Raw genomic sequence first — 13,735 nt, forward strand, 5'->3', positions numbered from 1 at the left:
GCGGTTATCAGGCGAACAGGCCGCGAACGACCCGTCCAGGAGCGACTGTGAGGCGGCTCAGCGGTCGTCGCGACGCGGGTCGTCGCTGCGGAGATCCTCATCGGCGACGGTCACGCCGGGGATCGCACGATCATCCTCGACGTCGGTGCTCTGCTCCTCCGAGGAGTCCTCGAGATCGGCGGCGAACTCTTCGACGGGGTCGACTCGCTGGGAGACGGCCTGGCGGGCCCACTTCGTCTGGGCGCCGTTCTCGGACTCGAGGATCACGACGTCGTCGTAGGAGTCGATGATCAGGCCGTAGAAGCCGGAATGGGTGCGCACCTCATCGCCGACGCCGAGCTGCTTGACCAGGTCCGCCTGCTTCTGCTGCATCTTCTTCTGGCGGTTCGACATGAACAGCAGGGGCAGCATCATGACGGCGAAGATGAGCAGGAGAGGAAGGAGGGATTCCACGAGGTTCCTTTCGGCGGACGACCCTTCACGATGCTCATGCATAGATCGGGACCTGCCGCGGACGATTGACCGCCCCACTGTACCCGCCGAGGCGTCACTCGACTCCCAGGGGTGAGCGGAGGATCATCGACTCTCAGAAGCGACCGAGCATGGGCGCGATGCCCCCGGGGCCCTCTGGCGGTTCCAAGCCCAGATGGGTCCATGCAGCCGGGGCTGCGGCACGGCCGCGGGGCGTGCGCAGCAGGAAGCCTTCTCGCACCAGGTAGGGCTCCACCATGGTCTCGACCGTCTCGATCTCCTCTCCCACGGCGACCGCGAGGGTGGACAGGCCGACCGGCCCGCCCGCGAACCGCCCGCACAGGGCGGACAGCACCGCGCGATCCAGGCGGTCCAGCCCCCGTTCGTCCACCTCATAGACGCGAAGGGCCTCCTTCGCGGCGCCGAGGTCCAGACGCCCGGTGCCACGGACCTGGGCCCAGTCCCGCACTCGGCGGAGCAGCCGGTTGGCGATGCGCGGGGTGCCCCGTGAGCGGGAGGCGATCTCGATCCCTGCCGCGTCCTCGAGGTCGACCTCGAGGCGCAGCGCCGAGCGCCGCACGACTTCCTGCAGCTCGTCGGCGCCGTAAAAATCGAGATGGCCCATGAAGCCGAAGCGGTCGCGCAGCGGCGCCGGCAGCAGGCCAGCCCGGGTGGTGGCCCCGACCACCGTGAACGGGGGCAGGTCCAAGGGGATCGACGTCGCTCCGACCCCCTTGCCGACGATCACGTCGACCCGGAAGTCCTCCATCGCGATATAGAGCATCTCCTCGGCGGGGCGTGCGAGGCGGTGGATCTCATCGATGAACAGGACCTCCCCCTCATCGAGCGAGGAGAGGATGGCGGCCAGGTCGCCGGCATGCTGCACCGTCGGACCAGAGGTGATTCGCAGCGGGGCGGACAGCTCAGCCGCGATGATCATCGCCAGTGTGGTCTTGCCCAGGCCTGGCGGGCCCGAGAGCAGCACATGCTCCGGGGACCTGCCTCGAGCGGCGGCGGCATCGAGGACCAGCGAGAGCTGGTCGCGCACGACCTTCTGGCCCACGAACTCATCGAGCCGTCGCGGCCGCAGCGCGGCCTCCGCAGCGCGCTCGGGGGGCACCGCCTCGGCACTGGTCACCGACGGGGTGTCGTCCTCGATCATCGATGTCCCCCGAGGCCTCGCAGGGCCTGACGGAGGAGCTCCGCGGAGCCCAGCTCCTCCCCGCCCGCCGCTCGGGCGGAGTCGACCGCGCCGATCGCCGCCTTCTCTGCCCAGCCGAGGCCCACCAGTGCGTCGACGACATCGGCGTCCGCGCCCTGGGGTGTGCTCTGGGCCGCGGAGGGACCGGAGGTGACGGTGCTGGGCGCGGGCAGCTTGCCACCGAGCTCGAGCAGCATGCGACTGGCGACCTTGGGGCCGATGCCGGGAGTCCGGGTGAGCGTCTTGGCATCCTGCTCCGCGACGGCACGCCGCAGCTCCTCGGGCTCGAGCACCGCCAGCACCGCGAGCGCGGTGCGGGGGCCGATCCCGGAGACCGACTGCACGATCCGGAAGGTCTCGGCCTCCTCCGCGTGCGGGAACCCGTAGAGGGTCATCGAATCCTCTCGCACCACCAGTTCGGTGTGGAGGGTGAGCTCGGCGCCGTGGCGGGTGGCGCTGAGGGCTTCAGGCGTGGTGCGGACGAGATACCCGATCCCGGCCACCTCCAGCACGAGGGAGTCGAGGTCGATGCGGGCGACTCGCCCGGTCAGGGATGCGATCACGCGCCAATCCTAGAACACCTGTTCGATCAGTGTCGGGAGGAAGAGCGTTCCCGGGCGCGTCGCGCCTCCCGCTCGGCGCGGGCCCACACCGCCTGTGCGCTGGTGCGCGCTCCCCCGCCGGAGTCCAGCGCCACCGGGCCGGGGCCGCGCCACAGCTGGGTCAGCGCGATCGCCACCGCGTCGGAGGCGTCAGCCGGCTGGGGTGCGGCGTCGAGGCCCAGCAGCTTGATCAGCATGGTCTGGATCTGCTTCTTGTCGGCTCGGCCGCTGCCGGTCACCGCCGCTTTCACCTCCGAGGGGGTGTGCAGCGCGACCGGGATGCCGCGCTCGGCGGCCTCCAGCAGGGCGATTCCCGAGACCTGCGCCGTGCCCATCACGGTGGAGATGTTGTTCTGGCTGAAGACTCGTTCGACGGCGACGGTGTCGGGCGCGAACTCCTCGAGCACGGCGCGCAGCCCCCGTGCGATCGTCAGCAGGCGCTGGTCGAGCGGGGAGGCCGGCGTGGAGACGATCACCCCGGCATGGACGAGCTTCGCACGCCGGCCACCGAGGGCATCGACGACCCCGATCCCGCAGCGGGTCAGCCCAGGATCGACCCCGAGCACGCGCAGCGTCGTCATCGCCTGCACCCCCGGGCGGACGGCGCGCCCTCGCTGCCGGGGGCCGCGCCGTCCACGGGGATCACTCGGCGTCCGCGAGCTGGGCCGCGACGTCGTCCGGGATGTCGAGGTTCGAGAAGACGTTCTGCACGTCGTCGCTGTCCTCGAGGGCCTCGATCAGGCGCAGAGCCTTCTGCGCACCCTCGAGATCCACCGGGGTGCGCATGGTGGGCACGAACTGCGCCTCGGCGCTGTCGTAGTCGATGCCCGCCTCCTGCAGCGCGGTGCGAACGGCCACCACGTCGGTGGCCTCGGAGAGGATCTCGAAGGTCTCGCCCTCGTCGTTGATCTCCTCGGCGCCGGCATCGAGGACCACCTCGAGGAGCTCGTCCTCACTGTGCTCTGCCTTGGAGACGGCGACCACGCCCTTGCGCTCGAACAGGTACGACACCGAGCCGGACTCCGCCATGTTGCCGCCGTTGCGGTTGAAGGCCAGGCGGACCTCGGAGACGGCACGATTCTTGTTGTCGGTGAGGCACTCGACCAGGACTGCGACACCGCCGGGGGCATAGCCCTCGTACATCAGCGTCTCGTAGTCGACGCCTCCGCCATCGAGCCCGCCGCCACGCTTGACGGCGCGGTCGATGTTGTCGTTGGGCACGGAGGTCTTCTTCGCCTTCTGGATGGCGTCGAAGAGGGTGGGGTTGCCGACAGGGTCAGGACCACCCATGCGTGCGGCAACTTCGATGTTCTTGACCAGCTTGGCAAACAGCTTGCCTCGTCTGGCATCGATGATGGCCTTCTTGTGCTTGGTGGTCGCCCACTTGGAATGCCCCGACATCTTTCTCCTCCCGGCTCTGCCGCCGAACGGCGGCGAATTGCCGTCCCATTCTAGGCCAGTGCAGGAATGTTCCAGGAGACATGGCCACGAGGCGCGGGCTGCTGGCGGGCGAAACCCGTTCAGCCTCGCACGACGGGCGCAGTCAGCGAGCCGATCAGGCGACGGTCGGCGGTGACCGTCTCGAGCAGCTCGCGCTCACGTGCACGTGTCTTCGCGCTCGGCGTGCCGAACAGCACGCTGTGCCTTTCGATCCCCAGCGCGATCGAGGTCCGGATCAGATCTCGCATCGCCATCCGGGACACGGCGCCGTGGCGGGCCGCCCAGCGCTCGGCCCGTCGGCGGCGACGCATCGAGACCAGCAGCTCCACCTCGTCGGGCGAGAACCAGCCGGCCCTCCCGTATTCCGCGAGCTGGCGGCGCAGGATGCGCTTCTCCCGCAGTCGGAGGAAGAGCACGATCGCGACCAGCAGCACGAAGATCGGCACCTGCACCGTGACGTAGTAGCGCAGGAAGCCCGCCAGGGGTGCCGCGGGGTCGACCGGGATGAAGAAGGTCGAGCCGTTCCACAGCGCATGCAGCACCATGCCCAGTGACAGGCCACCCGCGCCGAGGCCGAAGTAGAGCATCAGCGATCGTCGTTCGGCGGCGATCCCCAGGCCCAGTCCGCACAGGGCGGTGAAGGAGACATGGGCGAACGGGGAGAGCACTCCGCGCAGGAAGAAGGTCTGCCAGAAGACGGCGACCTCACCGGCGGCCTGTGCCTGGTGGAACGAGCTGCCGAAGTAGAGGATGTTCTCGGTGAAGGCGAAGCCTCCGGCGATCAGCGCCGCGTAGACCACACCGTCGATCGGGCCGGCGATATAGCGACGCCCCCAGATCAGCAGGCCGATCAACCCGGCACTCTTCATGGCCTCTTCGATCACCGGAGCCTGGATGACGGCGCCCAGGAACGAATCGATCAGCTGGTTCGTCTCCGTCGGGGTGATCCACGCCGTGAAGTAGCCGCCGAACCAGAGGGTGAGCAGCACCGAGCCGATCGCACCCCAGGCGAAGGCGTAGACGAGCGACATCCGGGGCTGCGGGGTGTAGCGATCGATCCACCACACCGCGCCGAGGACCAGTGCGACCGGAACCAGGGCGGCCGTGAAGGCGACCAGAGAGGTGCCGAAGCCCAGCGGGAGGATGACGAAGAAGTACAGCGCCAGCGCCGAGACCGCGAGCCCGAGGAAGGACAGTGCGAACAGCACCCAGCGCACCCAGGGACGTCGCCGCTTCGCGCGCTGCGCCTTCCCCTCCCCGATCTGCCCGGGAGCTCGGGGATCCACCCGCTCGACGTCATAGCCGTAGGGGTCACCCGATCGAGAGGGCGGAGCAGGGTGGGGCGGTGCGCCGGTCACGCTCGTCACGGTCGGTCCCGCCTCTCCCCCGGTCGGTGCGGCCGATGAGTTCGCTGTCCGGGGGCCTCACGGTTCAGCGTCGGCACGGCCTCGGTCATGGTAGCTCAGGGCCAGGCGTCGGCGTAGAGCTGACGGGTGTGCCCGAGCAGGATCGGGACCGCCTTCGTGCGGCCGACGATCGGCAGGAAGTTCGCATCCCCGGGCCAGCGCGGGACCACATGCTGGTGGAGGTGCGCGGCGATCCCGGCCCCCGCCACCTCGCCCTGGTTCATGCCGAGGTTGAACCCCGCCGGCCGCGACACCTCGCGGATCACGCGCATCGCCGTCCGGGTGAGCTCGGCGACCTCGAGCACCTCGGCCTCATCCAGGTCGGTGTAGTCCGAGACATGCCGGAAAGGGCACACCAGCAGGTGGCCGGCGTTGTACGGGTAGAGGTTCAGGATCACGTAGGCGGTCTCCCCCCGGTGGACGATCAGCGACTCCTCGTCGGAGCGCTGCGGTGCCGCGCAGAAGGGGCACTGCTGATCGTCGTGGGGATCCTGCGGCTTGTTCTCCCCGCCGATGTAGGCCATCCGGTGCGGGGTCCACAGCCTCTGGGTGTCGTCGGGGACGCCCGCGAAATCGCGGGCGTCCTCGACGACGGGCTCGGGATCCGAGCTCACACCTGGGCCTTCGTCGTCACAGCCTCGACGATCCGCTGGACTGCGGTATCGACATCGATGCCGTTGTCCTGGCTGCCGTCACGCATGCGGAAGGAGACCGCGCCCTTCTCCTGGTCCTCGCCGCCGGCGATGAGCAGATAGGGCACCTTCTCCTTGGTGTGGGTGCGGATCTTCTTCTGCATGCGGTCGTCCGAGGAGTCGACCTCGACGCGGATGCCGTGGGCGCGGAGCTTCGTGGCCACCTCGTCGAGATAGGGCACGTATTCCGCCGCCACCGGGATGCCGACGACCTGCACGGGGGCCAGCCACACCGGGAACGCGCCGGCGTAATGCTCCAGCAGCACGCCGAAGAAGCGTTCGATCGAGCCGAACAGGGCGCGGTGGATCATCACCGGGCGCTGGCGGGAGCCGTCGGAGGCGGTGTACTCGAGCTCGAACAGCTCGGGCTCGAAGAAGTCCAGCTGGATGGTGGAGAGCTGCCAGGTCCGACCGATCGCGTCCTTCGCCTGCACGGAGATCTTCGGGCCGTAGAAGGCGGCGCCGCCCGGATCTGGGACCAGGTCCAGGCCGGAGGCGGTGGCGACCTCCTCGAGGGTGCGGGTCGCCTCCTCCCAGGTGCTCTCGTCTCCGACGGACTTCTCGGGATCGCGGGTGGACAGCTCGAGGTAGAAGTCATCCAGGCCGTAGTCCTTGAGCAGGCCCAGGACGAAGTCCAGGGTCGCTGCGATCTCCTCCTTCATCTGCTCACGGGTCGTGTAGATGTGCGCGTCGTCCTGGGTGAATCCGCGGGCGCGGGTCAGCCCGTGCACCACACCGGACTTCTCGTAGCGGTAGACGCTGCCGAACTCGAACAGCCGCATCGGCAGCTCACGGTAGGAGCGACCGCGCGAGCTGTAGATGAGGTTGTGCATCGGGCAGTTCATGGGCTTGAGGTAGTAGTCCTGGCCCTGCTTGGTGATGTTGCCGTCAGCATCGACCTCCTCATCCACGTGCATCGGGGGGTACATGCCGTCGGCGTACCACTCGAGGTGCTTGGAGGTCTCGAAGAGGTTCTTCTTGGTGATGTGCGGGGTGGAGACGAAGGAATACCCGGCCTCGACGTGCCGACGGCGGGAGTAGTCCTCCATCTCCATCTTGATCATCGCGCCCTTGGGATGGAACACCGGCAGCCCGGAGCCGATCTCGTCGGGGAAGGAGAAGAGGTCCAGCTCGTTGCCGAGGCGGCGATGATCGCGGCGCTCAGCTTCGGCGATGCGCTCCTGGTGGGCACGCAGCTCGTCCTTGGACGGCCAGGCGGTGCCGTAGACGCGCTGCAGCATCGGGTTCTTCTCGCTGCCGCGCCAGTAGGCGGCGGCGGAGCGGGTGAGTGCGAAGCCGTTGCCGATCAGCTTGGTGCTGGGCAGGTGCGGGCCGCGGCACAGATCCGTCCAGACGGTCTGGCCCTTCTTGTCCACGTTGTCATACATGGTCAGCCCACCCTCGCCGACCTCGACGCTGGCCCCTTCGGCGGCGTCACCGGCCTGGGACTTCAGTCCGATCAGCTCGAGCTTGTACGGCTCGGAGACCGCCTCGGCCCGGGCGTCGTCGTCGGAGATCTCGCGGCGCACGAAGCGCTGGCCGGACTTGATGATCCGGTTCATCTCCTTCTCGAGCGTCTTGAGGGACTCCGGGGTGAAGGGCTCGACGACATCGAAGTCGTAGTAGAAGCCGTCGGTGATCGGCGGCCCGATGCCGAGCTTGGCCTCAGGATTCGTCTTCTGCACTGCCTGGGCGAGCACATGGGCGGTGCTATGACGGAGGATCGACAGTCCGTCAGGGCTGGAGATGTCGACACCGTCGACGACCTGCCCGGCGGAAAGGGCGGTGTCCAGGTCCCGCAGCTCGCCGTCGATGCGAAGGGCGATGATCGAGGTGGTGTCCGCGAAGAGCGCGGTGCCCGTGGTCCCCTCGTCGATGTGCTGGGGTGAACCGTCGAGGGTGATGGCGATCTGGGCCACGGAGTTGCTCCTTGTGTTCGGGTCGAGCCGGCCGACGATGCCGGCTCCGCCGCCGATGGTATCCGGCGCAGGCAGAACGCCTCGACCCCTGGGGCGCGCGTCACCTCCGTCACGTCGTGGCCGTGACGGTATGCACACCGTGACGGCGATGCACCTGTCCGTAGACGGGACGGCCGATCTTCAGATTGTCAGATCGCTGAACTGGCGCTGCACGACATCCCTCCCCAGGAAGGAGTGCGTCCCTCCGCGCGCTCACCAACGAGACGGCACGACGAGGCGACGTCACCATGAGCCAGAACACACAGACGACCAAGGAGCTCCTCGAGGACCTCCGCAGCGCCAAGCCACGGCGACGAAAGCGCCATAGCGCAGGACTCGACAAGGTGGTCTTCGGCGTCGCCGGGGTCCTCGCCATCGCCTTCGTGGTGCGGGGGCTGATCTCACCGACCGGCCTCGGCACCGTCGCCACCAACGCCCTGAACGGCGTGATGGAGAACTTCGGATGGCTGTACGTGATCGCGGCGACGGTGTTCACCGTCTTCGTCATCGTCGTCGCCATCTCCCGCTTCGGCCGCATCCCACTGGGGCGGGACGGCGAGGAGCCGCAGTTCCGTACCGCGTCCTGGATCTCGATGATGTTCGCGACCGGTATGGGGATCGGCCTCGTCTTCTATGGCGTGGGCGAGCCCCTCTTCTTCTACATGTCTCCGCCGCCTGGCACCGTGGATGGTCAGACCGCCGCGGCGATGACCACGGCCATGGGCACCACCCTGTTCCACTGGACCCTCTACCCGTGGGCGATGTACGCGATCGTGGGACTGGGCATGGCCTACGGCACCTACCGCCTGGGTCGGCCGCAGCTGTTCTCCTCGATGTTCGCCTCGATCTTCGGAGAGCGCGTCTCCGAGAGCATCGGCGGCCGCATCATCAATATCCTTGCGATCCTGGCCACACTGTTCGGTTCGGCCTGCTCCCTGGGTCTCGGTGCCCTGCAGATCGGTGGCGGGATCGAGTCCGTCGGCCTGCTGGAAGAGGTGAAGTCACCCGTCCTGGTGATCATCATCGCCGCCCTCACCGCCTGCTTCGTGGCCTCAGCCGTCTCCGGCGTGGAGCGCGGCATCCAGTACCTCTCGAACATCAACATGGTGCTCGCGGTGGTGCTCGCCGTGGTCGTCTTCATCGGCGGTCCGACGCTCTTCATCCTCAACGTGGTGCCCAACGCCGTCGGCGGTTTCATCGGCGACCTGCCCCAGATGGCTTCGCGCACCGCCGCAGCGGGCGATGAATCCATGGCCTCATGGATGAGCACCTGGACGATCTTCTACTGGGCCTGGTGGGTCTCCTGGTGCCCCTTCGTGGGCCTGTTCATCGGTCGCATCTCCCGCGGCCGCACGATCCGCCAGTTCATCGTGGGCGTCTTGCTGGTCCCCTCGGTGGTCTCGCTGCTGTGGTTCTCCGTCTTCGGCGGGGGCGCGATCGGCATCCAGGAACGCGCCGAGCGTGCCGGAGACACCACGAAGATGCTCTCGCAGATCGTCGACGGCGCACCGGACATCGACTTCGACCTCATCCTGTTCGACACCCTCCGGGCGCTCCCCCTGCCCGGCGCAGTCCTCGTCGCGCTGATGGTCCTGACGGTGCTGCTGATCGCCATCTTCTTCGTCACCGGTGCCGACTCGGCCTCGATCGTCATGGGCGGTCTCAGCGAGCGGGGCGCCGAGGAGCCGACCCGGAAGGTCGTCATCTTCTGGGGCGTGGCCACCGGCGCCGTCGCCGCGATCATGCTGCTGGCCGGCGGTAACGACCCGGCTGCTGCACTGAACGGTCTGAAGAACATCACGATCGTGGCCTCCCTGCCCTTCGTGATCGCCATGCTCCTGCTGTGCGTGGCGATCTGGAAGGACCTCTCCCGGGATCCGCTGATGATCCGCAACCGGCTGGCCCGGCACATCCTCGAAGACTCCGTGGACACCGCCATCGATCGTCATGACGGCGAGCCCTTCGAGCTGCGCACCGTCGAGACGATCGTCGAGGTGACGCCCGCGGATGCCAAGAAGCTCGAAGCGGAGAAGGAGGCCCGCGAGCGCTCGCGGGGAACGGACACCGCGTCGCCAGCGGTGGAGGACGAGCACCCCCAGGGGACCGACGAGTCGCCGGAGCCCAAGAGCTGACCCTCCTGGCGCCGCCGAGCCGGCGTCCGTCCCATTGACGAGGGCCCCTGCCGATCGGCAGGAGCCCTCGTGTGTTGCGTTCCGCCCCGGTCACCGTGCCTCTTGGAAGTCACCGGAGCCCCGGGACGCAGCAAGGGCCCCGGTCCGCAGACCGGGGCCCTTCTGTGCTGGTGGGCGATACTGGGATCGAACCAGTGACCTCTTCCGTGTCAGGGAAGCGCGCTACCGCTGCGCCAATCGCCCAGGACGGCATCGTACAGACGCCGACGGAGGTGGGTACGGGATTCGAACCCGTGTACACGGCTTTGCAGGCCGTTGCCTAACCACTCGGCCAACCCACCGGGATGTGCCACACCAAAGGAAAAGGCGCTTCCGACGATCGTCGAATGCGCCGCTCCCAGAGCGGACGACCGGATTCGAACCGGCGACCCTCACCTTGGCAAGGTGATGCTCTACCAACTGAGCTACGTCCGCATGACATGGATCCGAAAATCCTGCCGTGGGCGATACTGGGATCGAACCAGTGACCTCTTCCGTGTGAAGGAAGCGCGCTACCCCTGCGCCAATCGCCCGAAGGTGCTGGCCACCCTCTCGAGTGGACCAGAAGAATCTTACATGGTTTCCGCAGTGCCCCGCACCGATCCGGGTGTGACCTACGTCCTGACGTGCTTTTCGATGGCCCCACAGCCGCTCGCCACAGCCTCCGCCGCGACTGCAGCTGCCACCGCGAATCCCTCCACACCCCTTCGCGCCCACACTTAAGTGCGGCCCGATCCAGGGCCCACTGCACTCACGCCCCTCCCCAGCCCCTGCACGCCTACAGCATAGAGTGCTCAGCACGCGCAGGGCTCGACACATACGAGGGGGCGGGCGTCGAAGCGCCGCTCCGGGCCTGCCCATTCCGGACCGACTGAACGGGCGACGCCGAACGGGTGACGCTGAACGGGTGACGCTGAACGGGTGACGCCGAACGGGAGTCGGCAGGCGGGATCCCACCCGGGCTCAACGCAGGCATGGCCCGCCTCCTCGCCGAGGCGTCCTCGCCGAGGTGGGAGGCACGAGCTCGGAGGGAAATGGCGGTGACCTCGGACACTGTGCGGTCCCTGCATTTGCGAAGCGGACCGGAGCCGAATATTGTCTTCCTTCGTCGGCACTGCCGATGTGCGGACGTAGCTCAGTTGGTAGAGCATCACCTTGCCAAGGTGAGGGTCGCCGGTTCGAATCCGGTCGTCCGCTCCATCCCACCCCCGCATCCTCGGATGCATTGGGCGATTGGCGCAGCGGTAGCGCGCTTCCCTGACACGGAAGAGGTCACTGGTTCGATCCCAGTATCGCCCACCACGGAAGGCCCCCTCGGAACGTCGAGGGGGCCTTCGTCGTGCCTCGCCCGGGACGCTTCCCGTACTCGGGGCCGCCATCGGCGAGCTGAGCGGCCCCGCGAACACTGCGCCTGCTGCGAACGCTGGAACCGAGCAGCGCGAGCATCTCGGAACCGAGGTGCTCGCGCATCACATCGGGCCGGCGATGTGATGTCCTGAGTGAGTGCCCCGGGTCCGGGACGCATCCAGGAATAAGCCGTCTACTCTGAGGTCATGCAGATCTGGCCCGGACAGTCCTACCCCCTGGGTGCCACCTTCGATGGGTCGGGCACCAACTTCGCCCTCTTCTCAGAGGTGGCGGAGCGCGTCGAGCTATGCCTGATCGGCGACGACGGTGCCGAGCGCCGGGTCGAGATCACCGAGGTCGACGCCTACGTATGGCACGTCTACCTGCCGTCGGTCCAGCCCGGCCAGCGCTACGGCTTCCGGGTGCACGGCCCTTACGATCCCGCCGCAGGGCATCGCTGCGACCCCTCGAAGCTCCTGCTGGATCCCTATGCGAAGGCGATCGCCGGGATGGCGAGCAACCATCCCTCGCTCTACAGCTACGACTTCGAGGACCACGAAGCTCGCAACACCGAGGACTCCGCCGCGCACACCATGCACTCGGTGGTCGTCTCCCCCTTCTTCGACTGGGGCAACGACCATCCACCGGCCCATGAGTACCACGACACCGTCATCTACGAGGCTCACATCAAGGGCTTGACGATGCTCCATCCCGACATCGATGAGGACATCCGGGGCAGCTATGTCGCGATGGGGCACCCGGCGATCATCGATCACCTCAAAGAGCTGGGCGTCACCGCGGTGGAGCTGATGCCGGTCCATCAGTTCGTGCAGGACGGCCACCTGGTCGAGAAGGGCATGCGCAACTACTGGGGCTACAACACCATCGGCTTCTTCGCCCCGCACAACGAGTACGCGCACGCCGGACAGCTGGGCCAGCAGGTCCAGGAGTTCAAGCAGATGGTCAAGAACCTGCACGAGGCGGACATCGAGGTGATCCTCGACGTGGTCTACAACCACACCGCCGAGGGCAACCAGATGGGCCCGACCCTGTGCTTCCGCGGCATCGACAACGCCGCCTACTACCGCCTGGTCGACGAGGACAAGGCCCACTACTACGACACCACCGGCACCGGGAACTCCCTGCTCATGCGCACCCCGCACGTGCTCCAGCTGATCATGGACTCGCTGCGCTACTGGGTCACCGAGATGCATGTGGACGGTTTCCGCTTCGATCTCGCCTCGACCCTGGCCCGTGAGCTGCACGAGGTGGACCGCCTCTCGGCCTTCTTCGACATCATCCAGCAGGATCCGGTGATCTCCCAGGTGAAGCTCATCGCCGAGCCCTGGGACCTCGGTGAGGGTGGCTATCAGGTGGGCGGGTTCCCGCCCCTGTGGTCGGAGTGGAACGGCAAGTACCGCGACACGGTGCGGGACTTCCACCGCTCAGAGCCGGACACGATCGGTGACTTCACCTCACGCCTGGCCGGCAGCTCAGACCTCTACCAGCACACCGGGCGCACCCCGATCGCCTCGATCAACTTCGTGACCGCCCACGACGGCTTCACCATGCGGGACCTGGTCTCCTACAACGACCGGCACAACGAGGCCAACGGAGAGGACGGGAAGGACGGCGAGAGCCACAACCGCTCCTGGAACTCCGGAGTCGAGGGCCCGAGCGAGGACCCGGAGGTACGGGAACTGCGCCTGCGCCGCACCAAGAACCTGATGGCCACGCTGCTGCTGAGCCAGGGCGTGCCGATGATCCTGCACGGCGACGAGATGGGCCGCACCCAGAACGGCAACAACAACACCTACTGCCAGGACAACGAGCTGTCGTGGATGGACTGGGAGCTGAACCAGTTCGAGATGGAGATGCTCTGGTTCACCCAGCAGATGATCACGCTGCGGAAGGAGCATCCGATCTTCCGGCGCCGCCGCTTCTTGAAGGGAGTGGTGCGCGACGACGCTGACTCCCCGCTCGCGGACGTGGTCTGGATCGGCACCGACGGAACGCTGATGACCGATGCGGACTGGCAGGATCCCCACAACAAGTGCCTGACCATGTTCCTCAACGGCTCCGCGATCCCCGAGCCGAATCTGCGCGGCGAGCGCATCATCGACGATTCGGCGCTGGTGATGTTCAATGCCTCCGGAAATCCTGTCGACTTCACCCTTCCCTCGGCCGAACACGGCGCGCAGTGGAAGGTCGAGCTGGGCACCGGCGGCACGATCGACGTCGGGGACGTGCTCGACGCCGGGCAGACGATCAGTCGGCCCAGCCATTCTCTGCTCGTCCTGCTGCGTCCGCCGCTGACGGAGCAGGGTGAGGATGCCGCCGCCCCGCGGGAGGTCCGCGGGGAGCAGGGAGAGATCCGCCCCATCCGCGCCTGAGACCGATTCCCCCCCTGCCCCGGGGCAGCGACCTTGGCCCGGGCCGTGATGAAG

The 13,735-nt window shown here is 67.5% G+C and carries 10 protein-coding genes and 6 tRNA genes; 4 read left to right on the forward strand and 12 right to left on the reverse strand.

All coding sequences use genetic code 11. The annotated features are described in order from the left end of the window. Nucleotides 1-57: 57 nt before the first annotated feature. The 8 genes from yajC to thrS all read right to left on the reverse strand — a co-directional run bounded on the left by yajC (nucleotide 58) and on the right by thrS (nucleotide 7,731). Nucleotides 58-453, reverse strand: a complete 396-nt coding sequence (gene yajC / locus ACT3UF_RS15250) for a preprotein translocase subunit YajC (protein ID WP_441445655.1) — start codon at nucleotides 451-453, stop codon at nucleotides 58-60. Between the two features lie 133 nt (nucleotides 454-586). Then, nucleotides 587-1,633 carry a Holliday junction branch migration DNA helicase RuvB gene (ruvB, locus tag ACT3UF_RS15255; protein WP_441445654.1) on the reverse strand — a complete coding sequence of 349 codons (1,047 nt, stop codon included), beginning with the start codon at nucleotides 1,631-1,633 and terminating at the stop codon, nucleotides 587-589. After that, the gene (gene ruvA, locus ACT3UF_RS15260) at nucleotides 1,630-2,235 is read right to left on the reverse strand and encodes a Holliday junction branch migration protein RuvA (protein WP_441445653.1); all 606 of its coding nucleotides are present in this window, start codon (nucleotides 2,233-2,235) and stop codon (nucleotides 1,630-1,632) included. Before ruvA ends, ruvB begins: the two co-directional genes overlap by 4 nt. A gap of 26 nt (nucleotides 2,236-2,261) precedes the next feature. Further along, entirely contained in the window at nucleotides 2,262-2,855 is a 594-nt protein-coding gene (gene ruvC, locus ACT3UF_RS15265) for a crossover junction endodeoxyribonuclease RuvC (protein WP_441445652.1), read from the reverse strand. A 61-nt stretch (nucleotides 2,856-2,916) separates the two neighbouring features. Beyond that, complete coding sequence (locus tag ACT3UF_RS15270) at nucleotides 2,917-3,675, reverse strand: YebC/PmpR family DNA-binding transcriptional regulator (RefSeq protein WP_442332258.1); 759 nt, start codon at nucleotides 3,673-3,675, stop codon at nucleotides 2,917-2,919. A gap of 119 nt (nucleotides 3,676-3,794) precedes the next feature. Then, nucleotides 3,795-5,072 (reverse strand): PrsW family intramembrane metalloprotease, encoded by a 1,278-nt coding sequence (locus ACT3UF_RS15275; protein WP_441445650.1) that lies wholly within the window; start codon nucleotides 5,070-5,072, stop codon nucleotides 3,795-3,797. A gap of 104 nt (nucleotides 5,073-5,176) precedes the next feature. Then, nucleotides 5,177-5,734 carry an HIT family protein gene (locus ACT3UF_RS15280; protein WP_444502509.1) on the reverse strand — a complete coding sequence of 186 codons (558 nt, stop codon included), beginning with the start codon at nucleotides 5,732-5,734 and terminating at the stop codon, nucleotides 5,177-5,179. Then, a complete protein-coding gene (gene thrS / locus ACT3UF_RS15285; protein ID WP_441445648.1) occupies nucleotides 5,731-7,731 on the reverse strand; it encodes a threonine--tRNA ligase in 2,001 nt (666 codons plus the stop codon). Before thrS ends, ACT3UF_RS15280 begins: the two co-directional genes overlap by 4 nt. 287 nt (nucleotides 7,732-8,018) lie before the next feature. Here thrS and ACT3UF_RS15290 point away from each other — a divergent pair, with 287 nt between their 5' ends. Next, nucleotides 8,019-9,902 (forward strand): BCCT family transporter, encoded by a 1,884-nt coding sequence (locus tag ACT3UF_RS15290; RefSeq protein ID WP_441445647.1) that lies wholly within the window; start codon nucleotides 8,019-8,021, stop codon nucleotides 9,900-9,902. A 168-nt stretch (nucleotides 9,903-10,070) separates the two neighbouring features. Here ACT3UF_RS15290 and ACT3UF_RS15295 read toward each other — a convergent pair. From ACT3UF_RS15295 to ACT3UF_RS15310, 4 genes are all read right to left on the reverse strand, one after another. Continuing rightward, nucleotides 10,071-10,145, reverse strand: a tRNA-Val gene (locus tag ACT3UF_RS15295). Between the two features lie 27 nt (nucleotides 10,146-10,172). After that, nucleotides 10,173-10,243: transfer RNA gene (locus ACT3UF_RS15300), tRNA-Cys, on the reverse strand. A 60-nt stretch (nucleotides 10,244-10,303) separates the two neighbouring features. Beyond that, nucleotides 10,304-10,376: transfer RNA gene (locus ACT3UF_RS15305), tRNA-Gly, on the reverse strand. 26 nt (nucleotides 10,377-10,402) lie between these two features. Then, nucleotides 10,403-10,474: transfer RNA gene (locus ACT3UF_RS15310), tRNA-Val, on the reverse strand. A 591-nt stretch (nucleotides 10,475-11,065) separates the two neighbouring features. On the opposite strand from ACT3UF_RS15310, the gene ACT3UF_RS15315 reads away from it, so the two are divergent. The 3 genes from ACT3UF_RS15315 to glgX all read left to right on the forward strand — a co-directional run bounded on the left by ACT3UF_RS15315 (nucleotide 11,066) and on the right by glgX (nucleotide 13,681). Continuing rightward, nucleotides 11,066-11,141: transfer RNA gene (locus ACT3UF_RS15315), tRNA-Gly, on the forward strand. A gap of 27 nt (nucleotides 11,142-11,168) precedes the next feature. Then, a tRNA-Val gene (locus tag ACT3UF_RS15320) sits at nucleotides 11,169-11,243 on the forward strand. 251 nt (nucleotides 11,244-11,494) lie between these two features. Continuing rightward, nucleotides 11,495-13,681, forward strand: coding sequence for a glycogen debranching protein GlgX (gene glgX / locus ACT3UF_RS15325; protein ID WP_441445620.1), 2,187 nt, complete (start codon nucleotides 11,495-11,497; stop codon nucleotides 13,679-13,681). Nucleotides 13,682-13,735 lie beyond the last annotated feature (54 nt).

The organism is Brachybacterium sp. AOP24-D1-21, from assembly GCF_052378665.1.
Lineage (GTDB): Bacteria > Actinomycetota > Actinomycetes > Actinomycetales > Dermabacteraceae > Brachybacterium.

Excerpts from the sequence above, each read along its gene's own strand:
- ruvC (WP_441445652.1), bottom strand. The coding sequence starts at position 2,855 with ATGACGACGCTGCGCGTGCTCGGGGTCGATCCTGGGCTGACCCGCTGC.
- ACT3UF_RS15290 (WP_441445647.1), top strand. The coding sequence starts at position 8,019 with ATGAGCCAGAACACACAGACGACCAAGGAGCTCCTCGAGGACCTCCGC.
- glgX (WP_441445620.1), top strand. The coding sequence starts at position 11,495 with ATGCAGATCTGGCCCGGACAGTCCTACCCCCTGGGTGCCACCTTCGAT.
- ACT3UF_RS15270 (WP_442332258.1), bottom strand. The coding sequence starts at position 3,675 with ATGTCGGGGCATTCCAAGTGGGCGACCACCAAGCACAAGAAGGCCATC.
- ruvB (WP_441445654.1), bottom strand. The coding sequence starts at position 1,633 with ATGATCGAGGACGACACCCCGTCGGTGACCAGTGCCGAGGCGGTGCCC.